We start from the raw sequence: 22,753 nt of genomic DNA on the forward strand, positions 1-22,753 counted from the left end.
GCGGTGGGCGACGCCCTGTGCGTCCTGGCCCCGAACCCCGGCCCGATGACGCTCGACGGGACCAACACCTGGGTGCTGCACCCGGCGGGCGCCGCGGACGCCGTCGTCATCGACCCCGGTCCGGACGACGAGACCCACCTGCGAGCCGTCCTGGCCGCCGTCGAGGAGCGGGGCGCCCGGGTGCGGGAGGTGCTGCTCACCCACGGTCACCTGGACCACAGCGAGGGGGCGCGACGGTTCGCGGCGCTCGCCGGCACCCGCAGGGTCCGGGCACTCGACCCCGCGCACCGGCTCGGGGACGAGGGCCTCGGCGACGGTGACGTCGTCGCCGTCGCCGACCTCGAGGTGCGCGTCGTCGCCACCCCGGGGCACACCGCGGACTCGTTGTCGTTCGTGCTGCCGAGCCAGGCGGCGGTGCTCACCGGGGACACCGTGCTGGGTCGCGGGACCACCGTCGTCGCGCACCCGGACGGCGCACTGGGGCCCTACCTCGACTCCCTGCGCCGGCTGCGGGACCTGGCCCGCGAGACCGGGATCGCCACCGTGCTGCCCGGGCACGGGCCGGTCCTCGCCGACGCCCTCGCCGTCATCGAGCACTACCTCGAGCACCGGGCGGCTCGCCTCGAGCAGGTCCGCGCCGCGGTGGCGGCCGGTGCCTCGGGTGCGCGCGAGGTGGTCGAGACCGTCTACGCGGACGTCGACCCGGTGCTGTGGCCGGCGGCCGAGCTGAGCGTGCGGGCCCAGCTGGAGTACCTGGGCAGCGAGGGCCGGCACAGCTGACTCAGGAGCGCCGGACCTGACTCACAGAATGCACCTCACCCACAGAACGCACCCCACTCACAGAATGCTGGATCTGGCTCAGCCTGTGCGGCGTGTCGCGCCACCAACCCAGCATTCTGCGAGCCGGTGGGTGGCGGGATTGCATGATCACGGGAGGGGCGTCAGGGCGCGGGAGGGTCGTGGCGGAGGAGGAGCAGGCTCAGCGGGCGCGGCGCTGCATCCGCTCGACGTCGAGCAGCACGACGGCGCGGGCCTCCAGGCGCAGCCAGCCGCGGGAGGCGAACTCCGCGAGCGCCTTGTTGACCGTCTCCCGGGAGGCGCCGACCAGCTGGGCGAGCTCCTCCTGGGTCAGCTCGTGGGCCACCAGCACACCCTCGTCGGTCTGGCGGCCGAACCGCTCGGACAGGTCGAGCAGGGCCTTGGCCACGCGCCCCGGGACGTCGGAGAACACGAGGTCGCCGAGCGCGTCGTTGGTCCGTCGCAGCCTGCGGGCCAGGGCCCGCAGCAGGTGCTGGGCGACGTCCGGGCGGGTGGACAGCCAGCCGCGCAGGTCGTCGTGACCGAGCCCGACCAGCGTGGCGTCGGACACGGCGGTCGCCGTCGCCGTGCGCGGGCCGGGGTCGAACAGCGACAGCTCGCCGAACATCTCCCCGGGACCGAGCACCGCCAGCAGGTTCTCCCGTCCGTCGGGTGAGGTACGACCCAGCTTGATCTTGCCGGACATGATCACGTAGAGCCGGTCGCCGGGCTCGCCCTCGGTGAAGAGAGTCTCCCCGCGGTGCAGCTCGACGCGGGTCATCGACGACAGGAGGGCGGCCGCCTGCTCGTCGTCGAGGGCCGCGAACAGCGGGGCCTGCCGTACGACCTTGTCGTCCACGTGTCTCCTCCTGTGTCGGGACCCCTGGCCGGGAGCGAGCTGGCGTCGGGTCGGGTCCGGGGGCAGTCTGCCGCACCGGGCCCACCGGGCACGACAGGAGGGAGGTGCTCCGCCGCGACGGGCCTCAGCCCGCGACCGCGGGCGGCAGGCAGTCGACCGGCGCGGCGGCGTACCGCTCGACGAGCTCACTGGTGGCGGCGTCGGTGGCCGCCACGACCTCGGCCCGGTAGCTCCCCAGTGCGCGGCTGGCCGCGTCCAGGGCCCGCAGCAGGTCCACCACCTCGCACTCGGGAGCCTCGACGAGCATCCGCAGCTGGTCGCGGTCCGGCGGCTCCGGCAGCGCCGCGCACGGCCGGGTGAGCGGGTCGGGCATGCTGCGGCTGGCGACGAGCAGGTCCAGCCGGGCGCGGAGCAGACGCCGCCAGTACGAGGCCCGGGCCGACTCGGCGACCAGGGCGCGGCGGTACCCCCGCAGCTCGGCGAGCGTCAGCGTGGTCAGGTCCGGGGCGGCGTCGGCGTCGGCCCCTGCGGTGGCCACTGCGTCGGTGCGGGAGTCGTTCACTCGGTGTGGTTCGTCACCGGGGACCCGATCTTGAGCGGTCGGCACCCGGACTCACCCGGCTGGACGATCCGGGGTGGCCCGTAGGCTTCCGGCCATGGGCGGACGGCGGGTCGACGTGACCACCGAGACCCCGCTGGCGCGCGTCCGCCGGGCCCGTCGGATCCACCGGGCGCTCGCCCAGCGGTACCCCGACGCGCACTGCGAGCTGAACTTCGAGAACCCCTTCCAGCTGCTCGTCGCGACGGTGCTGTCCGCGCAGACCACGGACGTCCGGGTGAACCAGGTGACCCCGGGCCTGTTCGCCCGCTACCCGGACGCGGCTGCCCTGGCGGCGGCGGACCGGGCCGAGCTCGAGGAGATCCTGCGCCCCACCGGCTTCTTCCGGGCCAAGGCCGACGCGCTGCTGCGGCTCGCCGCACGTCTCGTCGAGGACTTCGACGGGCAGGTGCCCGACCGGCTGGAGGACCTCGTCACCCTGCCCGGGGTGGGCCGCAAGACGGCGAACGTCGTCCTCGGCAACGCCTTCGGCGTCCCGGGGATCACCGTGGACACGCACGTGGGACGTCTGGCCCGCCGGCTCGGCTGGACGACGTCCACGGACCCGGTGGTGGTCGAGGCCGACCTGGCCGCCCTGTTCGAGCGCCGCGACTGGACCATGCTGTCGCACCGCCTCATCGCCCACGGACGACGGACGTGCCACGCCCGGCGACCGGCGTGCGGGGCGTGCCCGGTCGCCGCTGACTGCCCCAGCTACGGGATCGGGGAGACCGACCCGGACGCCGCCCGTCGGCTCGTGCGACCCGGCCCGACGCCGGCCGCTGAGGCGCCGGCCACTGAGACGCCGGCCACTGAGACGCCGGCCACTGAGACGCCGGCCGCTGCCCCCAGGGTGGTGGGCCGGTGAGCCGCCGACCTGACTGGCTGCGGGCCATCGAGGCCGTCCTGCCGGAGGTGACCGCCGACCGGCTGACCCGGACCCGCCCACCGGCCGAGCGGGAGCGCACGCGCGCCGCGGCAGTGCTCATCCTCTTCGGCGGGACGGCCGACGCGGGGGACCTGCTGCTCATCGAGCGGGCGGCGACCATGCGCTCCCACCCCGGGCAGGTGGCCTTCCCAGGGGGTGCGGTCGACCCCGGCGACGACGGCGTGGTCGGCGCGGCGCTGCGCGAGGCGCGGGAGGAGACCCGGCTCGACCCGGCGGGGGTCGAGGTGCTCGGCACCCTGCCCGAGCTGTACCTGCCGCCGTCACGCTTCCTCGTCACGCCGGTCGTGGGGTGGTGGCGGGAGCCGGGGGAGGTCGCGGTCGGGGACCCGGCCGAGGTGGCGCGGGTGGCCAGGGTGCCACTCGACGCGCTGCTGGACCCGGCGAACCGGTGGACGGTCCGGCACCCCAGCGGGTTCGTCGGGCCCGCGTTCACCGTCGACGGCCTGTTCGTGTGGGGCTTCACCGCCGGCCTGCTGTCCCGGCTGCTCGCCGTCGCCGGTCTGGAGCGGCCCTGGGACGTCGAGCGGGTGCACCCGCTGCCGGCCCGTTACGCCGTGGCCGGCCAGCGCGAACGGGTGCTCGACGAGGACCCGCAGGCCGACGTGGTCGAGGACTACGAGCCCGGTGAGGTGCAGCCGTGACCGGCGGCACCGAGCCCGGCGTCGTCCTCGACGTCCTGCTGGGGCTCGTGCTCCTCGGGTACGCCGTCTCCGGGGTGCGCCAGGGCGCCGTCGTGGGGGTGCTCTCGCTCGCCGGCTTCGTCGGCGGGGCCGTCGTCGGCACGCTGGTCGTCCCCGAGCTGCTGGCCGGCTGGCAGCCCGGCCTCGGCCGCACGCTCGTCGTGCTGCTCGGCGTCCTCGCCTGCGCCTGGGTGCTGCAGATCGCCGGGGTCGCCGTCGGCCGGCGGCTGCGGGGAGGGCTGACGTGGCGACCGGCCCGCGTGCTCGACTCGCTGCTCGGAGGAGTCGCTGCGGTCGTCGCCGTGGCCCTCGTCAGCTGGCTGCTCGCCGGGGCGCTGCGGGCCAGCCCGTCCCCGACCCTGTCCCGGGCCATCGCCGGGTCGACCGTCCTGTCCACCGTCGACGACCTCGTCCCCCAGGACGCCGGGCGGCTGTTCGCCGACTTCCGCCGGATCGTGGAGGTGGAGGCCTTCCCGCGGGTGTTCGCGGGGATGGACCCCGAGCAGATCCTCCCGGTGGAGGAGCCGGACGCCGAGGTCGCCGACCCGGTCGCCGCCGCCGCTGCCGGCAGCATCGTCAAGGTGACCGGGGTCGCCGAGGAGTGCGCCCGGGGTCAGGAGGGCACCGGGTGGGTGTCCGCCCCGCAGCGGGTGGTGACGAACGCCCACGTCGTCGCCGGCGTGGACTCCCCGCTGGTCCAGGTCACCGGCACCGGCCCGGAGCTGCCGGCCCGGGTGGTCGCCTTCGACCCCGAGCGCGACCTCGCCGTGCTCGCCGTGCCCGGCCTCGACGCGCCCCCGCTGCCTGTCGGTGAGGACCTCGCCCGCGGGGACGACGCCGTGGTCGCCGGCTTCCCGCTCGACGGTCCGTACCAGTACAGCCCGGCCCGGGTCCGCCAGGTCCTCGAGGCCCGCGGCGAGGACATCTACGGGACGCCGGGCGTCGTCCGCGAGGTGTACTCGCTGTACGCGAGGGTGGAGCCGGGGAACTCCGGCGGGCCGCTGCTCGACGAGCGGGCCGCGGTCGTCGGGGTGGTCTTCGCCCGGTCCCTGGACGACGCGAGCACGGGGTACGCGCTCACCCTCGCCGAGTCCGCCCCCGTGCTGGCGGCGGCCCCGGGTCTGCAGGACGCCGTCGACACCGGGCCGTGCGCGATCGGCTGAGCCGGCAGCGGGTTCAGCCGGGCAGGCCGCCCAGCCAGTCGGTGAGGGCTGCGGTCACCGCCTCGGGTGCCTCCTCGGCGGGGAAGTGACCGGCTCCGGGGACGAGCTCCCAGCGGTACGGCCCCTCGACGTAGACCGAGGAGCCGCGGGCCCGCCGCGGCGGCACGACGGGGTCCTGGGCCCCGTGCAGCTGGAGCACGGGGACGGTGACCGTTCGCTGGACGGCGCGGGCGAACCGCAGCCCGTCGGGCCGCAGCAGCGAGCGGACCGCCCAGCGGTAGTACTCCATCGCGCTGTGCGCGACGAACGGCACCCGCATCCCGGCGGTGTACCGCTCGACCTCCTCCGGGCCCGGCCAGCCGGGCCGGGCCGACCACTGGCGCAGCACGGCCTCGACGTGGTCGCCGTGGCGCAGCCGCCGCTCCGGCAGCCACGGCACCTGGTAGGAGGCCAGGGCCCGTGCACTGAGCAGACCGGTCGGCAGCAGTCCGGTCGAGCGCATCCGCAGCGGGTGCGCGACCGAGACGGGGACGACCGCCCGGGTCACCCGCGGTTGCAGGGCCGGCATCGACCAGGCCACCCAGCCGCCCAGGCCGTGGCCGACGACGACCGCCCGGGGGGCGCCGAGCGAGCGCACCACGCCGGCGACGTCCGCGGTGGAGGTCATGGTGTCGTAGCCGCGGGGGGGCTTGTCGGACGCGCCGAACCCGCGCAGGTCCATCGCCGCCGCCCGCCAGCCGGCCTCCGCCAGGGCGGTGAGCTGGTGCCGCCAGGCCCACCAGAACTGCGGTAGGCCGTGCAGCAGGACGACGAGCGGGCCGTCGGCCGGGCCGGCCTCCGCGACATGGAAGCGGGCGCCGTTGGCGGACACGAGACGGTGCCGCCACGGTCCCGGTACCAGGACGACGTCGGCGTCCGGCGGGGGGCTCAGGGGCGGGTCCCGGCAGCGGTCTGCTCGCGCAGGACGGCGCTGGCGTCGCCCTTCGCGGCGGCGACGGTCGCCTTGGTCGTGGCGATCGTCCGCTCCGGCGGGGTCACCCTCGCCACTCGCTGCCGGCCCACGAGGGCCATCGCCGCGGCCAGCACCAGGAGCACGACGGCGACGACGAGGAAGGACAGCCACAGCGGCCACCCGGCGCCCTCGTGCAGCCCGTAGGCGGCGGCCACGGTGAGCAGGACGAACGCGACGGCGCCGAGGAACCCGGCCCCGCCGAAGAGTCCCGCGCCCAGGCCGGCCTGCTTGGCGTCGTCCGCCAGCTCGGCCTTGGCGAGGGCGATCTCGTGTCGGACGAGCTCGGACAGCTCTCGGCTGGCGTCCACGACCAGCTGGCCCACGGTGCGCTCGGTCATCGGTGGTCCTCCCTCGGTTCGGCGTCCGTCTCGGAGCCTACGGCGAACCGGCGTCCGGCTCCTGCCGGCTGCGGGCGTCCCGCTGCTGCTGGCCGCGGGCGTCCCGCCCAGCGAGGTCGTCGCGGACCATGGTCTGCCGGGCCGTGGCAGCGGTGCCGTGGGCAGCCCGCCCGATCATGTGCGCCCCGACCGGGGCGGTGATCACCTGGAAGGCGGCGACGATGAGGAGCGTGCCGGTGAGCCCGCTCTGCCGCGCCGCCGCTGCCACTCCGGCCAGGATGAGCAGGATCCCCAGGACCGCCGGCTTCGTCTGGGCGTGCATCCGGGTCAGCACGTCCGGCAGCCGCAGCATGCCGATCCCGGCGAGCACGGTGAGCGCGACCCCGCTGAGCAGCAGGACGGCGGCCAGGACGTCGAGCACGGTGCCGAGCACGGTGTCGCCGGTCATCCGTCCTCCTTGCGTCGCTCGAGGAAGCGGGCCACGGTCGTGGTCCCGAGGAACGCCAGCAGGGAGACGACGACGAGGATCCCGGCGTAGCGAGGAGTGTCGAGCCGGGCGATCTGGACCGCGACCGCGCCGACGACGACGAGCAGCAGGGTGTCGAGCGCGACGATCCGGTCGGCACCGGAGGGCCCACGCAGCAGGCGGACGAGCATGAGCGCGCCCGCGACCGCGAGCCCCAGCAGGCTGATGTCGTAGACGACGTTCACGGCTGCTCCTCGTGGTCCACGCCGAGGTCCACGCCGAGGGCTCGCGCGCCGAGGCGCTCCAGGGCCCGGGCGTGCTCGACGACGTCGCCCTCGGCCCCCTCCTCGAGGTGCAGCAGGTGCACCCACAGCCGGCCCGTGCCGGGGTCCGCCTCGAGGGTCAGGGTGCCGGGCGTCAGCGAGATGGTGTTGGCGACCAGCGAGATCAGCCCCGGGTGCCGGCCGGTGAGCGGGACCTCCAGGACGGCGGGCCGTAGCCGGTCCAGCGGCCAGAACACCTGGCGGGCCACCTCCGCGGTGGCGACGACGAGGTCGCGCAGGAACCTCAGCAGGTACACCAGGGCCGGCCACGGCGCGGGCCGGTAGCCGGCCCGCTCCGCGGGCAGCGGGGCGACGAGCACGACCACCACGCCGGTGAGCAGGCCCCCTACGAGGTTGCCCCACGACAGGTCACCCCACAGGGCGACCCAGACCACGGTGATCCAGGCGACGGTCGGCAGTCGGCGCAGCACGAGTCAGCCCCCCAGGACCGCGGTGACGTACGGGGTGGCGGCCAGCAGGTCCTGCGCCGCCCGGGAGCACAGCTCGTAGAGCGGGCCTCCGACGACCGGGATGGCCAGCCCGACCGCCACCACCGCGGCGGTGGACCAGGTCATCAGCGCCGGGACGGTGCGGACCCCGACCTGGATCGCGTCCTCGGCGTCCAGGTCCCGTCGTGGACGGTTCGGGCGGCCCCAGAACGCCGACCCCCACACGACCGCCATCGCGTAGACGGTGAGCAGGCTGACGCCGACGGCCACGGCGACGATGACCCAGGAGCCGGCAGCGGCGCCGGCCTCGATGAGGGCCACCTTGCCGACGAACCCGGAGAACGGCGGGAACCCGGCCAGGGACAGGGCGGGCAGCGCGAACAGCCCGGCCAGCAGCGGGGAGGTGTGCGCCAGGCCGCTGATCCGGTTGAGCCGGCTCGTGCCGGTCCGGCGTTCCACCAGGCCCTCGACGGCGAACAGGGTCGTCTGGATGACGATGTGGTGGACGACGTAGAAGATCGCGCCGGCGATGCCGGCCAGCGTGAACAGCCCCAACCCCATGATCATGAAGCCGATGTGGCTGACGATGGTGAACGACAGCACCCGCTTGATCTCGTTCTGGGCGATGGCACCGAAGATGCCGAAGACCAGGGTGGCACCCGCCATCACGAGCAGGACGGGGCCGGTCACCGCGGTGTCGTCCGGGAACAGCAGCACCTGGGTGCGGATGATGGCGTAGACGCCGACCTTCGTCAGCAGCCCGGCGAACACGGCCGTCACCGGGGCCGGGGCCACCGGGTAGGAGTCCGGCAGCCAGAAGTACAGCGGGAAGAGCGCGGCCTTGATTCCGAAGACGACGACGAGCAGCAGGGCCAGGGCGACCCGGACTCCCTGCGGCACCTCGGCGAGCGCGCCGTGCAGGTCGGCGAAGTTCACGGTTCCGGTGGCCGCGTACACGAGCCCCACGGCGGCGACGAACAGGCCGGAGGCGAGCAGGGACACCACGATGTACGTCATCGCGGAGCGCACCGCACGCGGACCCGCCTGCAGCGTGATGAGGACGTACGAGGCGGTGAGCATCACCTCGAACGCCACGAACAGGTTGAACAGGTCGCCGGTGACGAACGCGAACGACACCCCGGCGGCCAGGACCAGGTAGGCGGGGTGGAACACGTACCGGACCCGGCGGGTGCCCGGGCCGGTGGCGGCGTCCGCGATGCCCTGGCCCAGGGCGTAGAGCAGGACGAGCAGCAGGACGACGCCGGAGACGAGCAGCAGCAGGGCGGACAGCCGGTCCGCGACGAGGGTGATGCCGAACGGGGCCGGCCAGCCGCCGGCCTGGACGGCGAGAGGTCCGTCGGCGTCCACCCGGACCAGCAGCAGGAGCGCGTCCACGGTGACGACGACGAGCGTGCCGACCGTCAGCACGCGCTGGGTGCGAGAGGCACCGCCGAGCAGCAGTGCGACGGCGGCGGCCAGGACCGGACCGAGGACGGGCAGGGCGACGGCCACGCCGGGGGGGACGGCGCGGGCCAGCTCGAGCAGGACGCCGGTCACGGGTGCTCCGCCAGCCGGGCGATCCTGCGGTCCTCCACGTCGTCCTGGACGGCGTCGTCCCGGGTCAGGACGAAGCTGCGGTAGGCCAGTGCCAGCAGCAGGGCGCTGACGGCGAAGGAGATCACGATGGCGGTCAGCGCGAACGCCTGGGGCAGCGGGTCGGCCACGCCCTCGGGCAGCGACCCGTCCGCGGCGACGAAGGGCGGCTCGCCGGCGCGACCGCCCGCGACGAGCAGCAGCAGGTTCCCCCCGTGCGTGATCATCGTCAGGCCGATGAGCACCCGGGTCAGGGCCCGCTGCAGGAGCAGGAACGTGCCGGCTCCGAACAGGACGCCGACGACCAGCGCCATGACCAGGCTCCCGCCGGTCGGTGCGAGCACGACGCTCTCCGGGGGTGGGACGGCGGTCAGCAGCGGTGTCACGGGCGCACCTGCCCCTCGGCCTGCTCGCTCTGCTCGGTGCCGGCCTGCTCGCTCTGCTCGGTGCCGGCCTGCTCGCTCTGCTCGATGCGGCCCAGCGCGGACGTCGCCTGCGACCCGAGCGTGGACAGGACGGTCAGCACGATCCCCACGACGATGAGGAACACCCCGGTGTCGAAGACCAGGACGGACGTCAGCGGCAGCCTCCCCAGGACCGGGATCGTCAGGTAGGTGTAGCCGCTCTCGAGCACCTGGCCGCCGCTGAACCAGGGCACGACGGCGGCCAGCGAGGCGACGAGCAGCCCCAGCCCGAGCACCTTCTCTGGCCGGAACCGCAGCGACCCCTCGCGCTGCTGGCCGCCGGCGAGGTAGCGCAGCACGAAGGCGGACCCCGCGACCAGGCCGCCGATGAACCCGCCGCCGGGGGAGTTGTGGCCGGAGACGAGGAAGAACAGGCTCGTGGCGAGGATGGCGTGGAACACCAGCCGGACGCTCGACTCGAGGACGACCGAGCGCTGCGGGCCCTGTGCCCCGGCGGGGCGGGGCGGGGTCACCGGGGCACCTCCGCCGGGTCGGGCTCGTCGTTCGGCTCAGGGCGCGCCGGGCGGGGCGGGCGGGCGGTGAGGACGAGGGCGGCGATCCCCAGCGCCGCGGTGAGCACGACGGTGACCTCCCCGAGGGTGTCGAGCCCGCGGAAGTCCACGAGGATGACGTTGACGACGTTCTTGCCGGCGGCCTCCGGGGCTGAGCGGGCCAGCAGCTCCTCGCTGACCCCTGGCCTGGTCCGCACGCTCGTCGCGGCCAGCGTGGCGACGGTGACGAACACTCCGACGGCAGTGGCGACCGCCGCCCGCACCACCTGCGCCCGCCGGTGCACCGACGGCGGGAACCGCCGCGGCAGCAGCCGCAGGACCAGCAGGAAGACGACGAGGGACAGGGTCTCGACGAGGAACTGCGTCAGAGCCAGGTCGGGGCCACCCTGCAGGACGTAGAGCAGCGCGACGCCGTACCCGACCGCACCGAGCAGCAGCACCGCGGTGAGCCGTCCGCGAGCGCGCGCGGCCCCCACTGCCGCGGCGGCGACGAGCGCGCCGACGCCGAGCTGCAGGGGGGTGTCGACGAGCACGGTGCCGGACAGGTCGACGCCGTACCACAGCAGCGCCGCCCCTGGCAGCACCGCGGCCGTGGTCGCGATCACGCCGAGGTAGACCGGCAGGGAGCCGCTCTGGGTCCGGCCGGTGACGTCGTCGGCGAGCCGGTCGACGACGCGGACGGTGCCGGCGTAGCCACGGTCCGCGTCCAGCGCCGCGGGTACCGCTCGGGCGAACCGCTCCTGCGCGCCGGCGAACCCCGCACGCACGGCGAACAGGGCGGCACCGGCGGCCAGCGCGGTGAGCGACAGGACGAGCTCGAGGTTGATCCCGTGCCACAGGGCGAGGTGGGCCGGCTCGGCGCCGGGGTAGGCGGCGGACACCCCGGACGCGAGGTCGTCGGCGAGCGAGGGCACGACGCCGAGCAGGACGCTGACGGCGGACAGCGCGACCACCGGGGCGACCAGGCCGGTCCCGGGCCCGTGGACGGCGTCCGGGTCGACGGTGCCGGACGCCGGGGCGGCGTCCGGGTCCTGGTCGGGCAGGTCCTTGTCACCGAAGGCGCCCCACCAGAACCGCAGCGAGTAGGCGAGGGTCAGCGCGCTGCCGACGACCAGTCCCGCTGCCGCGGCTGCGGGGAACACCCCTTCGGTGCCCAGCACAGCGGCGAGCACGGCCTCCTTGGCGACGAACCCCAGCAGCAGCGGCACCCCGCCCATCGACAGGGCGGCGACGGCGGCAGCGGTCGCCAGCACCGGCATCTTGCGGCGCAGACCGCTGAGCCGGCGCAGGTCGCGGCTGTGCGCGGCGTGGTCGACGGCACCCACGGTGAGGAACAGCGCCGACTTGGCGAAGCCGTGGGCCAGCAGCAGGACGGCGAGCGCGACCGCTGCCTCCGGCGTGCCCCAGGCGGCAACCGCCATGAGGAACCCGAGCTGGCTGACCGTGGAGAAGGCGAGCAGCCGCTTGAGGTCGTGCTGGCGCAGGGCCCGCCACCCGCCGACGACCATGGTGGCCACGCCGACGGTGACCAGCAGCGGCCGCCACCAGCCGACGTCGGTGAACGCCGGGGAGAAGCGGGCGACGAGGTAGATCCCGGCCTTGACCATCGCCGCCGCGTGCAGGTACGCGCTGACCGGTGTGGGCGCGGCCATCGCGGCCGGCAGCCACGGGTGGAACGGCACCTGCGCCGACTTCGTCACCGCGCCGAGCAGGACGAGCAGCAGGGCGACCGGGACGACGCCTCCGGACGGCGGGTCGGCGAGGATCTCCGAGATCCGGGAGGTCCCCGCCGCCTGCGCCAGCGCGATCAGCCCGAGCAGCATGCTGAGCCCGCCCAGCACGGTGACGAGCAGCGCCTGCTGCGCCGACCGGCGCGAGGTCTCCTCCTCGTCGTCCAGGCCGACGAGCAGGTAGGAGGTGACCGTGGTCAGCTCCCAGAAGACGTACAGCAGGATGACGTCGTCGGCGAGGACCAGACCGAACATCGCGCCGGCGAACGCGGTGAGCATCCACACCATCCGGGCCAGCTTGGCGTCGTCCGCGGCGTACCAGGCGGTGTAGACGAAGATCGCGAAGCCGACGCCGCTGACCAGCACGAGCATGAGCAGCGCCAACGCGTCCAGCCGGAGAGCCACCCACAGGTCCAGCCCGGGGATCCACGGGACGACGGTGCGCAGCGCCTCTCCGGCGAGGACCTGCGGCGCGGCGGTGACGAGCAGGACGACCCCCGCGAGCGGCGCGAGCGCGGCGAGCAGGAACACCTTGGGCCCCAGTCGGCGGGACAGCGCGGGAGTGGCCGCCGCCAGCGCGGCGTGCAGGAGGAGGACGGCGAGCACGCGGCTCCCTTCGGTCCGGCTCGGCGGGCAGGGCTCAACGGGACGCCGACCAGTCTTCCCGGCACACCGCGGGCCACCCTACCGACGCGCGGTGAGGGCGGCCCGCGGTGTCCGACGCCAGGCGGGTGGGCGCGGCCTACTCCTGCGCGGTCGCGCCCGGAGTCGACATGCCCTTGGCGATGAGGTCCATCACCGTGGAGTCCGCGAGCGTCGTGACGTCCCCGACCTCGCGGTGCTCGGCGACGTCCCGGAGCAGCCGGCGCATGATCTTCCCCGAGCGGGTCTTCGGCAGCTCGGAGACCACCATGATCTGACGGGGCTTGGCGATCGCCCCGATCTCCTGCGCGACGTGCTGGCGCAGCTCCTCGACGATGTCCTCGCCGCCGTCCCCGGCCGAGCCCCGCAGGATGACGAACGCGCAGACGGCCTGGCCGGTCGTCTCGTCGGACGCGCCGACGACGGCGGCCTCGGCGACCTTGGGGTGCGACACCAGCGCGGACTCGATCTCGGTGGTCGACAGCCGGTGGCCGGAGACGTTCATGACGTCGTCCACCCGGCCGAGCAGCCAGATGTCGCCGTCCTCGTCCTTCTTCGCGCCGTCCCCGGCGAAGTACATGTTCTCGAACCGCGACCAGTACGTCTCCTTGTACCGCTCCGGGTCGCCCCAGATGCCGCGGAGCATGCCGGGCCAGGGCTCGGTGAGGACGAGGTAGCCGCCGCCGCCCGGGGGCACCGGCCGGCCGGTGTCGTCCACCACGTCGGCGCTGACGCCCGGCAGGGGCACCTGTGCGGAGCCGGGCTTGGCCGCGGTCACCCCCGGCAGCGGGCTGATCATGATCCCGCCGGTCTCGGTCTGCCACCACGTGTCGACGACCGGGGTCCGGTCGCCGCCGATGACCCGGCGGTACCAGATCCAGGCCTCCGGGTTGATCGGCTCGCCGACGCTGCCGAGCAGCCGCAGCGACGAGAGGTCGTACTGGGCCGGGACCTGCTCCCCCCACTTCATCATCGTCCGGATCAGGGTGGGGGCGGTGTACAGGATGCTCACGCCGTACCTCTGGACGATCTCCCAGAACCGGCCCTGGTGAGGGGTGTCCGGCGTCCCCTCGTACATGACCTGGGTGGCCCCGTTGGCCATCGGCCCGTAGACGATGTAGCTGTGCCCGGTCACCCAGCCGACGTCGGCGGTGCACCAGTAGACGTCCCGCTCCGGTTTGAGGTCGAAGACGACCCGGTGGGTGTAGGCGACGTGGGTGAGGTACCCACCGGTGGTGTGCAGGATGCCCTTGGGCTTCCCGGTGGTGCCCGAGGTGTAGAGGATGAACAGCGGGTGCTCGCTGTCGACGTCCACGGGATCGTGGGTCTCGGAGGCCGCGGCCAGGGCGTCGTGCCACCAGACGTCGCGGCCCTCGGTCCAGTCCACCTCCTGCCCCGTGCGCCGGACGACGAGCACGTGCTCGACGCTGTCGGCCCCCTTGGCCAGGGCCGCGTCCACGGCGGGCTTGAGCGCGGACGGCTTGCCGCGCCGGTAGCCGCCGTCCGCGGTGATGACGACGCGCGCCTCGGCGTCCTCGATCCGGCTGCGCAGGGCGTCGGCGGAGAACCCGCCGAACACGACCGAGTGCGGGGCGCCGATCCGGGCGCAGGCGAGCATGGCGACCGCGGTCTCCGGGATCATCGGCATGTAGATCGCGACCCGGTCGCCGGTGCGCACACCGAGGTCCGTCAGCGCGTTCGCGGCCCGGGACACCTCCCGCTGCAGGTCGGCGTAGGTGAGGTCGCGGGTGTCGCCCGGCTCGCCCTCGAAGTGCAGCGCGACCCGGTCACCCAGGCCCGCCTCCACGTGCCGGTCGACGCAGTTGTAGGCGGCGTTGAGCCGGCCGCCGACGAACCACTTCGCGAACGGGGCCTGGCTCCAGTCGAGGGTCTGGCCGAAGTCCTGGCTCCACGTCAGCAGCGAGCGGGCCTGGTCGGCCCAGAACCCCAGTCGGTCAGCCGCGGCGGCCTCGTAGAGGTCGGGGCCGGCGACGGCCTGCGCGGCGAACTCCTCGCTGGGCGGGAAGCGGCGGTTCTCCTGCAAGAGGTTCTCCAGGCCGGTCTGCTGGGTCATCGCATCCTCCGTCGCGTCGCGTCGCTCGATCGTGACTCGTGAGGCTAGTCACGGATCGGCCGGCCGGACAGTGGTGGACGGCGAGCGGCGCCGGTGCGTCGCTGGGCGGTCACCCGGTCACCCGGTCACCCGGTCACGTGTCACCCGGCGTTCCGGGGCGTGCAGGGCGACCATCGTGCGGCCGACGTGCGGCGGCACCCGCGAGCTGGTCGCCACCGAGACGACGACCATGACGGCGAACGCGGCGGGGACGGTCCACGCCGCCGGCTGGGCCAGCAGGGCGCCGGCCCAGCCGTCGAGCGGGCCGCGGAGCATGGTGGTGGTGACCGCCGCCCCGGCGAGCGTCCCGCCGGTGAGCAGCCCGGCGACCGCGCCGGTCGCGGTGAGCCCGCGCCACCAGATACCCAGCACGAGCAGGGGGCAGAACGTGGAGGCGGCCAGCGCGAAGGCGAGCCCGACGGTGTCCGCCAGGCCGACCCGGTAGGACAGCAGGGACAGCGTGAACGGGACGACGACGGCCAGCACGGCGGCGATCCTGAACAGTCGTACCGACGACGTCCGGAAGCGGTGCCCGCTCAGCGAGGACTCGGCCGGCAGCAGGTCCTGGCTGAGCACCCCGGCGACCGAGACGACGAGTCCGGAGGACGTGGACAGGAACGCCGCGAACGCCCCGGCGACGACGAGGGCGCCGACGAGGTCCGCCCACGGGTCCGGCAGCAGTCGCCCGGGCAGGGTGAGGACCACGGCGTCCGTGCGGCCGGTGAGCAGCAGGTCGGTGGCGTAGAGGCGCCCGAGCGCCCCGTACAGCGGGGGGAACAGGTAGAAGACCCCGAGCAGGCCGATCACGACGAGGGTGGTGCGCCGGGCGGCGACCCCGTCCCGGTTGGTGTAGAAGCGGACGAGCACGTGCGGCAGCCCCATCGTGCCGAGGAACAGGGCCAGCAGCAGCGAGTACGTCGCGTACAGCGGGTGCTCGCGCCCGGAACCCACCAGAGGCAGGGCCCACTCGTCCCCGGTGGTCGCCGTCAGCCGCTCCGCGTGCGGGACGACCTCCCCGGCCGGGACGGTGACCGTCGTCCCGGCGTCCAGGGACAGGCTGTCCCCGGCCGCCAGGGCGGTCCGGTCCCCGTCGACGAGGACGGTGGTCGCCTGGTCGGCGCGGATCTCGGTCCCCGACGGGAGGGTCACCGTCGTCGTCTCCCGGGCCACCGGCAGCTCGGCGCCCATCGGTGTGGGCGCGCCGTCGCCACGCCAGGCCAGCAGCAGCAGGACGAGCGGCACGGCCAGCGCGGTGAGCTTGAGCCAGTACTGGAACGCCTGCACCAGGGTGATCGAGCGCATCCCGCCGGCGAGCACGTTGAGCACGACGGTGGCGGCGACGAGGGCGGCGCCGACCCAGGCGGGTGCGCCGGTGACGGTCCGCAGCGCCAGCCCGGCGCCCTGCAGCTGCGGCAGCAGGTAGAGCACGCCGATGCCGACGACGAGGACCGAGGAGATCCGCCGGACGGCGCGGGACTCCAGGCGCTGCTCGGCGAAGTCCGGCAGCGTGTACGCCCCGGAGCGGCGCAGCGGCGCGGCGACGAGGACGAGCAGCACGAGGTAGCCCGCGGTGTACCCGACGGGGAACCACAGCATGTCGACGCCGCCGGCGAGGACGAGACCGGCGACCCCCAGAAAGCTCGCCGCCGACAGGTACTCCCCGCTGATCGCGGAGGCGTTCCAGCGCGGCGAGACCATCCGGCTGGCCACGTAGAAGTCGCTCGTCGTCCGGGACACCCGTAACCCGACCGCGCCGATCCCGACCGTCACGACGGTGACGACCACCACGGCCAGGACGCCGGCGGTCGGGGAGAGCACCTGGTCGGTCACCGGCGGTCCACGAGGTCGGTGAAGTCGCGCTCCGCGCGCTCGGCGGCCCGCACGTACGCCCACGCGACGACGGCGACGAACGGGTAGACGAGCAGGCCGAGCAGCAGCCAGGGGACGGGGACGCCGAGAACCTGCGCCGTGCGCAGGGCCGGGGCGACGGCGAACAGCAGCGGCAGGGCGCCGACGGTCAGCGCGAACGCGGCGAGGGTGGCCAGCGCCAGCCGTCGCTGGGTCCGCACCAGCGAGCGCATGAACACCTCGCCGACGCTGGTCTGCTCGTCGATGTCCCGGGCGACGGACCGCGTCGGCGGGCGCCGGGCGGCGCGCATCCGCGGGCTCGTCACCCGCACCCGCCGCTGGTCGTTCACCGGTCCCGGGCGAGGCTGCTGGGCCGCGCCAGCCGTGCCCGCAGGTCGCGGGTGTGCCGGCGACTGACCTGTAGCTCGGTGCCGCCGAGGCGCACCGTGCACCGCCCGCCGTCGGTGCGCACCTCGTCGACGTGGTCGAGCGAGACGAGCGTCGAGCGGTGGATCCGGACGAAACCTGCCTCGCCCCACCGCTCCTCGAGCGTGCTGAGCGGCACGCGGATGAGGTGGCTGCCGTCCTCGGTGTGCAGCCGGGCGTAGTCCCCCTGCGCCTCGACGTAGCGGACCTGCGAGCGCTGGACGAAGCGGGTCACGCCGCCGAGCTCGACTGGGATGGTCTCGTCGGCGGCGGCCGCACCGGCGGGCTCGGGCGTGCCGGCGTCGACGACGCGGCGCACCGCCTCGGCGAGCCGCTCCGCTCGCACCGGTTTCATCACGTAGTCGACGGCGCGTACCTCGAACGCGTCGACGGCGTGCTCGTCGTAGGCGGTGACGAAGACGACCTGCGGCCGGCGGGCGAAGCGGGCCAGCACCCGGGCCAGGTCCAGGCCGTCGAGCCCGGGCATCTTGATGTCGGAGAAGACGACGTCGACCGTGCGGGTCTCCAGCGCCTTGAGCGCCTCGGTGGCGCTGGAGGCCGTCGTCACCTCGGCGACCCGCGGGTCCCGGTCGAGCAGGTACGTCAGCTCGGACAGCGCGGGCAGCTCGTCGTCGACGACGAGTGCGCGCAGCGATGTGCCCTCGCTCACACCGGGGAGGGTAGTCGACGGTGGCCGGACGTCGAGGGGCTCAGCCGGCCCGGACGCCGGGCGCGTACTTGGGGACCCGGAACGACACCTTCGTCCCGGCGTCCGGGGCGGTCTCCACGACGAGGCCGTGGTCGTCGCCGAACACCTGCCGCAGCCGCGCGTCGACGTTGCCCAGCCCCACGGAGTCCGCGCCGGACTCCCCGGCCAGCACCCGGCGGACCAGCTCGGGGTCGGTGCCCACGCCGTCGTCCTCGACCGAGATCACGGCCTCCGCGCCGGCGTCCTCGGCGACGATGGTGACGTTCCCCGGGCCGGGCTTGTCCTCCAGGCCGTGCCGGACGGCATTCTCCACCAGCGGTTGGACGGTCAGGAACGGGATCGCGACCGGCAGCACCTCGGGGGCGACGACCAGGCGGACGTGGAGCCGGTCGCCGAACCGGGCCTGCTCCAGGACCAGGTACCGCTCGACGTTGCGCAGCTCGTCGGCCAGCGTGGTGAACTCCCCGCCGCGGCGGAAGGCGTAGCGGGTGAAGTCGGCGAACTCCAGCAGCAGCTCGCGGGCCCGGTCGGCGTCGGTGCGCACGAACGAGGCGATGGCGGCGAGGGAGTTGTAGACGAAGTGCGGGCTGATCTGGGCGCGCAGGGCCCGCAGCTCGGCCTCGATGAGCCGGGTGCGGGACCTGTCCAGCTCGGCCAGCTCGAGGTTCGCGCTGACCCACTGGGCGACCTCGTCGGTGGCCCGCAGGAGACCGGCGGAGGCCTGTCTCCCGTAAGCGGCCAGCGCCCCCACCACCCGGTCGTCGGCCACCAGCGGGGCGATCACCGCGTGCTGCACCGGGCAGGACGGGTCCGGGCACGCGACGTCCCCGGGGCCGAGCACCAGGGTGCGCCCACGGCCCAGGACCTCCTGGGCGTGCCGGGCGGCGTCCGGGGCGTGGTGGGCCCCCGCGCCGTCCCAGGCGAGCGTGCTCGTCGCGTCGGTGAGGGCGACCGCCGGGGTGCCGAGCAGCGCGCGCAGGTGCCGGACGGCGCGCTCGGCCCCCGTAGGGGTGAGACCGTCGCGCAGGTGCGGCGCGGCCAGGGAGGCGGTGTGCAAGGTCGCGAACGTGGCCCGGTCGGCGTCGCTGCCCAGGTCGCCGCGCCGGCGCACGGTGCGCACCCACAGCAGGACACCGACGGCGACCAGCACGGCGCCGACGAGGACCGCCTGCGTCCCGGTCACGGGGGGAACCTACTGGGACGCCGGGTGCCACGGGGCCCTCCGAGGGGCCCGCCTACTGTGGCGGCATGTCCGACCCGCTGGCCGCCCTCGCCGGCCTGCCCGGGGTCGCCGACGCGGTGGCGGAGGCCCGCGAGGCCTGCGAGCGGCTCCGCTGGCACCCGGCGATGCGCCGCCGCGCCGCCGAGTGCCGGGTGGAGGCCGGCGTCCGGACGGCCCGCTGCTCGGCGGCCCTGGACGGTGGGCGGCTGCCGCTCGAGCTGGTTCGGGACGCCGCTCGCGGTGCCCGCGAGCTCCCCGACGACCCAGCCGGGGTCGTCGTCCGGGGGGCGTTGCGGGCGCACGCCGAGACCGAGCGGCTGGCCGCTGACGGAGGCCGGGGCCTGACCGGCGCCCCCTGGCAGGCGCTGGCCCGGCTGCACCTGGCGGCCGCCGCGGGGCTCGTGCCCGACGACCAGCTCGGGCGGCCCCGCGGCGCGGGTGAGCGGCCCCGTGACGTCCCGGCGGAGACCGGCGTGCCCGGGGCCGCCGCGCTGGCGAGCCGGCTCGACGGGCTGCGGGACCTGCTGTCGGCGCCGACGGAGGCTCCTGCGCTGGTCGTGGCCGCCGTCGCCCACGCGGAGGTGCTGACCCTGCGGCCGTTCACCACCGCCAACGGTGTCGTCGCCCGCGCAGTCCAGCACGCGGTCGTCGTCGGCCGCGGCCTGGACCCGATGGGAGTGGCGGTGCCGGAGGCGGCGCACCTGTCGGACGCGAACGGCTACGTCGCGGCCGCCGCCGGGTACGCCTCCGGCACCCGCGAGGGGGTGGCGGCCTGGATCCGGCACTGCGCCTGGGCCGTCGTCGCCGGCGCCGGCGAGGGCACGGTCGTCGCTGACGCCGTCCTGGCGGGCCGGCTGCCGCGGTAGGCCCGGCGCCTGCCACGGGCACCATTGACGGGGACCATCGACGGTGCCAGCCTCGGCGCGTGGTGAGGTTCGCTTGACCGTTGACGCAGCCGACGTCACCGTCAGATACCGAAGAACCGACGTGCTGCGTGGTGTCACGGTTCGGTTCCGGCCCGGCATCACCGGGCTGCTCGGACCCAACGGGGCTGGGAAGACGACGCTGCTGTCCGTCCTTGCGTCCGTGCTGAGGCCGTCGTCGGGAGTGGTGAGCGTCGCCGGGCACGATCTGGCGTCACCGACGGGTCGCCTGCACGCCAGAGGACTGATCGGCTGGCTTCCGCAGCGCTTCGACCTGGCCGGCGGGATGACCGTGCACGACACCGTCAGCTACGCGGCATGGTGCAACGGGGTCGATGACCGCGGCATCGACGCAGCGGCACAGCGTGTGCTGGCCGTGGTCGGCCTGAGCGACCGTGCCCGCGACCGCGTCCGCCGCCTCTCGGGGGGACAGCGTCAACGACTGGGGCTGGCGGCGGTGCTCGCGCACGACCCCCGGGTGCTCCTGCTCGACGAGCCGACGTCGGGTCTGGACCCGGAGCAGCGGGTGCGGTTCCTGGCGCACGTCCGAGACGTGGCCGCCGGCCGGACCGTGGTCCTGTCCACGCACCTGCTCGACGACATCGACAGGGTGTGTGAGCGGGTCTGCGTTCTCACCGACGGGGTCGTGAGGTTCGACGGTGCTCTTGCTGCGATGAGAGCCCTCGTGCCGCAGGGCAGGTCGAGTGCAAGCCCGACCGAGGCGGCCTACGTGTGGCTCCTCGCCGAGCAGACTGCTCCACCGGCATGACTCGCAGACTTCTGGTCCCAGTCCCGCGTGGCCTGGTCCTCCTCCTGGCCGCCGGGGTGGCGGTACTGACGTTCGCGCGGACGGTGGGTCACCTGACCTGGCCCTACGCCGACTGGGTCGCTGTCTCCGCAGACTCGCGACAGGCGCTGATGCTCGCGGGTCCGTGGGCGGCCGTGTGGGCCGCTTGGTGCTCCTCGCGGTTCTCCGGTGCCCGAAGCATCATGTGCCCGGCGTCGTCCGTCCGATCCGGGCCGCCCGTGGTGCACCGGCAGCTGCGTGTCCTGGTCGCCGGTGCTCTCAGTGGCTGGGCCCTCGGCATGCTGCCGTCACTGGCGATCACCGCACGTGACGCGCAGGCCGGCACGCCGAACCTCTTGGTCATTCTCGGCGCCGCGGTAGCACTGGCCGCGTACGCGTGCCTCGGCTACGCCGTGGGGATCGTGGTGCCCTCGACGGGCGCCTCGGCGGTGGCTCTCATCCTGTCCATGCTCCCCGGGCTGGCCGCTGACAGCCTCGGAGCCGTGGTCGCGCCGGTGTGGACCTTCGACGTCGTCGCCGGCCAGGACGAAAACCCTGTCGTCGCTGTTGTCCGTGTCCTCTTCTTCCTCAGCGTTGCGCTGAGTCTCGCGCTCGCATCCGGCCTGTGGCTGCGCGGCAGAGGCTTCTCGCCGGGGGCGTCTTTCGTCCAGGGTGTCGCGCTCCTGGCCGTGCCGGTGGTGCTTGCCGTCCTGTCGTCGTCTGCCCCGCCGCCCGTGCTCCGCGAGGGCCACCCACCCCGGACCTGCGCGCGGACGGACGGCGTGGAGGTGTGCGTCCACGCTGCTCGCGCCCCGGTGCTCGGCCCGCTGACGCAGGCCGTCGCGGACCTCATGACCGTCACGGGGAACGCCCGGCCGCCTCGTCAGGTGGTCGACGCCGCGCTGTGGGATGAATCCGGCTCGGGAACCGTCACGGTGTCCTTGCAGCTGCAGGACGGCGCTGGATGGCGTCGAGCGGCGATCCAGGACATGGCGTGGCAGCTGTCCGGAGCCGCGGCGTGCCCCTTCACGTCGGCGTCCGGTGTGCTCACGGATCCAGCGCAGCTGGACGCATCCGCCGTGTCAGGCGGTGTTGCCGTGTGGATGGCGCGACAGGCCGGTGTTGGATCTCCGGTGTCCAACGCGCCCGACGCCATGGCCGTCGCGGACCGCCTGGATCGAGCGTCGCCACCAGCCGTGCAGGCCTTCCTCGCCCGACACTCCGAAGCGCTGCAGGACTGCCGCGCCAGCAGCAGCATGCTCCCGTGACCGCCCGCTCCTGGTCCTTGTACTGGGCCTCCCGCGCCACCACCGTGTTCGTCCTGGCCTGGGCGGCCGGGCTCCTCGTCGTCCTCACCACCGGCCTCACCGTGCTCGAGCTGGCGTTCATCGGGGGGAAGGTGCCGCGATACGTCCCGGTGTGGGAAGCGGTGCCCGTCACCGTGGCCGCGGTGGGGGCCGGTGCGTTGGCCCCTCGGATGCGTTCCTGGGAGACGGGCGGCCGGCCGGCACTCCATGCCCGGGCTGGCGTTGCGGCGGTGACAGCCCTGGTGCTTCCCGGCCTGCTTCCGTGGCTCGCCCACGTCGTCGTGCTGCCCAGCCAGACACGGTGGTGGGACATCGTCTGGAACGTCGTGACCCTGACGTCCGTGGCGCTGGTGGCCACGGCGATGGGCGGCAGAGTCGTCGGTCCTCTGGTCGCGTTGGGCTGCTACGTCGCAACGATGGTCCTCCAGCACTGGAGGCCGGACCTCGCCCACTGGGTGCCCCTGTCGGGCTCTCCCGGCAACCTCGAGCCGCACATCGTGCCGGCGGTGCTGGCGTCGGGTGTGGCAGTGGCGACGTGGAGCTACACGCTCGGCTGTTCTCGCTGGGCGGCCCGGACGTGGCGGAACGACACCGGCTGACGCGAGACCCGGACGACGGACGACGGCGCCCCGTCGGACGGGACGCCGTCGCCTGCACGGCGGGCCGGCTACCAGGCGTGCGCTTGGCGTGTCGCCGGCCGGGACGAGCCCGGCGCTGACGAGTCCCTACGAGGACTGGCCGCGCGTGGGTACCTGCCTGCCGTGCGGTCCTCTCGGCCCAGGGCCGCCTCCCCCGCGGCGGACTGGCCCGGTGAGGGCCACCGGGTCCTTCCTACTCCTGTC

General features: G+C 74.6%; 24 protein-coding genes. 8 read left to right on the forward strand and 16 right to left on the reverse strand.

Annotation, left to right across the window (positions count from 1 at the left end):
- Positions 1-45: 45 nt before the first annotated feature.
- The gene (locus HJG43_01115) at positions 46-780 is read left to right on the forward strand and encodes an MBL fold metallo-hydrolase (protein UER55587.1); all 735 of its coding nucleotides are present in this window, start codon (positions 46-48) and stop codon (positions 778-780) included.
- Positions 781-979: 199 nt separating this feature from the next.
- Here the strand turns inward: HJG43_01115 and HJG43_01120 are convergent, their stop codons facing one another.
- Positions 980-1,579: a Crp/Fnr family transcriptional regulator gene (locus HJG43_01120; protein UER55589.1), complete on the reverse strand. Its 600-nt coding sequence runs from the start codon at positions 1,577-1,579 to the stop codon at positions 980-982.
- A gap of 202 nt (positions 1,580-1,781) precedes the next feature.
- On the reverse strand, positions 1,782-2,219 hold the full coding sequence (locus HJG43_01125; GenBank protein ID UER53392.1) for a hypothetical protein: 438 nt from the start codon (positions 2,217-2,219) through the stop codon (positions 1,782-1,784).
- Positions 2,220-2,313: 94 nt separating this feature from the next.
- Here HJG43_01125 and nth point away from each other — a divergent pair, with 94 nt between their 5' ends.
- Genes nth through HJG43_01140 form a run of 3 tightly spaced genes read left to right on the forward strand, consistent with a single transcriptional unit; the run spans position 2,314 to position 5,047 of the window.
- Positions 2,314-3,123, forward strand: coding sequence for an endonuclease III (nth, locus tag HJG43_01130; protein ID UER53393.1), 810 nt, complete (start codon positions 2,314-2,316; stop codon positions 3,121-3,123).
- Complete coding sequence (locus HJG43_01135; protein ID UER53394.1) at positions 3,120-3,845, forward strand: CoA pyrophosphatase; 726 nt, start codon at positions 3,120-3,122, stop codon at positions 3,843-3,845. Before nth ends, HJG43_01135 begins: the two co-directional genes overlap by 4 nt.
- Positions 3,842-5,047 (forward strand): MarP family serine protease, encoded by a 1,206-nt coding sequence (locus HJG43_01140; protein UER53395.1) that lies wholly within the window; start codon positions 3,842-3,844, stop codon positions 5,045-5,047. The genes HJG43_01135 and HJG43_01140 overlap by 4 nt, the downstream gene beginning before the upstream one ends.
- A gap of 13 nt (positions 5,048-5,060) precedes the next feature.
- Here HJG43_01140 and HJG43_01145 read toward each other — a convergent pair whose 3' ends face one another.
- From HJG43_01145 to HJG43_01210, 14 genes are all read right to left on the reverse strand, one after another.
- Complete coding sequence (locus HJG43_01145) at positions 5,061-5,978, reverse strand: alpha/beta hydrolase (GenBank protein ID UER55590.1); 918 nt, start codon at positions 5,976-5,978, stop codon at positions 5,061-5,063.
- Positions 5,975-6,397: a phage holin family protein gene (locus tag HJG43_01150; GenBank protein ID UER53396.1), complete on the reverse strand. Its 423-nt coding sequence runs from the start codon at positions 6,395-6,397 to the stop codon at positions 5,975-5,977. The genes HJG43_01145 and HJG43_01150 overlap by 4 nt, the downstream gene beginning before the upstream one ends.
- A gap of 37 nt (positions 6,398-6,434) precedes the next feature.
- A complete protein-coding gene (locus tag HJG43_01155) occupies positions 6,435-6,845 on the reverse strand; it encodes a monovalent cation/H(+) antiporter subunit G (GenBank protein ID UER53397.1) in 411 nt (136 codons plus the stop codon).
- Positions 6,842-7,108: a sodium:proton antiporter gene (locus tag HJG43_01160; protein ID UER53398.1), complete on the reverse strand. Its 267-nt coding sequence runs from the start codon at positions 7,106-7,108 to the stop codon at positions 6,842-6,844. Before HJG43_01160 ends, HJG43_01155 begins: the two co-directional genes overlap by 4 nt.
- A complete protein-coding gene (locus HJG43_01165) occupies positions 7,105-7,617 on the reverse strand; it encodes a Na+/H+ antiporter subunit E (GenBank protein ID UER53399.1) in 513 nt (170 codons plus the stop codon). The genes HJG43_01160 and HJG43_01165 overlap by 4 nt, the downstream gene beginning before the upstream one ends.
- A gap of 3 nt (positions 7,618-7,620) precedes the next feature.
- Positions 7,621-9,147 (reverse strand): Na+/H+ antiporter subunit D, encoded by a 1,527-nt coding sequence (locus HJG43_01170; GenBank protein UER55591.1) that lies wholly within the window; start codon positions 9,145-9,147, stop codon positions 7,621-7,623.
- Between the two features lie 41 nt (positions 9,148-9,188).
- The gene (locus HJG43_01175) at positions 9,189-9,542 is read right to left on the reverse strand and encodes a sodium:proton antiporter (protein ID UER55592.1); all 354 of its coding nucleotides are present in this window, start codon (positions 9,540-9,542) and stop codon (positions 9,189-9,191) included.
- A gap of 68 nt (positions 9,543-9,610) precedes the next feature.
- Complete coding sequence (locus HJG43_01180; GenBank protein UER53400.1) at positions 9,611-10,165, reverse strand: cation transporter; 555 nt, start codon at positions 10,163-10,165, stop codon at positions 9,611-9,613.
- Complete coding sequence (locus HJG43_01185) at positions 10,162-12,540, reverse strand: DUF4040 domain-containing protein (protein UER53401.1); 2,379 nt, start codon at positions 12,538-12,540, stop codon at positions 10,162-10,164. Before HJG43_01185 ends, HJG43_01180 begins: the two co-directional genes overlap by 4 nt.
- 136 nt (positions 12,541-12,676) lie before the next feature.
- Positions 12,677-14,650, reverse strand: coding sequence for an acetate--CoA ligase (acs, locus tag HJG43_01190; GenBank protein ID UER53402.1), 1,974 nt, complete (start codon positions 14,648-14,650; stop codon positions 12,677-12,679).
- 117 nt (positions 14,651-14,767) lie between these two features.
- The gene (locus HJG43_01195; GenBank protein ID UER55593.1) at positions 14,768-16,507 is read right to left on the reverse strand and encodes a cation acetate symporter; all 1,740 of its coding nucleotides are present in this window, start codon (positions 16,505-16,507) and stop codon (positions 14,768-14,770) included.
- A gap of 8 nt (positions 16,508-16,515) precedes the next feature.
- The gene (locus HJG43_01200; protein ID UER55594.1) at positions 16,516-16,848 is read right to left on the reverse strand and encodes a DUF485 domain-containing protein; all 333 of its coding nucleotides are present in this window, start codon (positions 16,846-16,848) and stop codon (positions 16,516-16,518) included.
- 35 nt (positions 16,849-16,883) lie between these two features.
- Positions 16,884-17,633 (reverse strand): response regulator transcription factor, encoded by a 750-nt coding sequence (locus tag HJG43_01205; GenBank protein ID UER53403.1) that lies wholly within the window; start codon positions 17,631-17,633, stop codon positions 16,884-16,886.
- A 40-nt stretch (positions 17,634-17,673) separates the two neighbouring features.
- Complete coding sequence (locus tag HJG43_01210; protein ID UER55595.1) at positions 17,674-18,783, reverse strand: histidine kinase; 1,110 nt, start codon at positions 18,781-18,783, stop codon at positions 17,674-17,676.
- A 137-nt stretch (positions 18,784-18,920) separates the two neighbouring features.
- Here HJG43_01210 and HJG43_01215 point away from each other — a divergent pair, with 137 nt between their 5' ends.
- The 4 genes from HJG43_01215 to HJG43_01230 all read left to right on the forward strand — a co-directional run bounded on the left by HJG43_01215 (position 18,921) and on the right by HJG43_01230 (position 22,510).
- Positions 18,921-19,760 (forward strand): cell filamentation protein Fic, encoded by an 840-nt coding sequence (locus HJG43_01215; GenBank protein UER53404.1) that lies wholly within the window; start codon positions 18,921-18,923, stop codon positions 19,758-19,760.
- Between the two features lie 73 nt (positions 19,761-19,833).
- Complete coding sequence (locus tag HJG43_01220) at positions 19,834-20,586, forward strand: ATP-binding cassette domain-containing protein (GenBank protein ID UER53405.1); 753 nt, start codon at positions 19,834-19,836, stop codon at positions 20,584-20,586.
- A gap of 257 nt (positions 20,587-20,843) precedes the next feature.
- Positions 20,844-21,872, forward strand: a complete 1,029-nt coding sequence (locus tag HJG43_01225) for a hypothetical protein (GenBank protein UER53406.1) — start codon at positions 20,844-20,846, stop codon at positions 21,870-21,872.
- A complete protein-coding gene (locus HJG43_01230) occupies positions 21,869-22,510 on the forward strand; it encodes a hypothetical protein (protein UER53407.1) in 642 nt (213 codons plus the stop codon). The genes HJG43_01225 and HJG43_01230 overlap by 4 nt, the downstream gene beginning before the upstream one ends.
- Positions 22,511-22,753: the final 243 nt, after the last annotated feature.

The sequence above is a fragment of the Kineosporiaceae bacterium SCSIO 59966 genome (genome assembly GCA_020881835.1).
Lineage (GTDB): Bacteria > Actinomycetota > Actinomycetes > Actinomycetales > SCSIO-59966 > SCSIO-59966.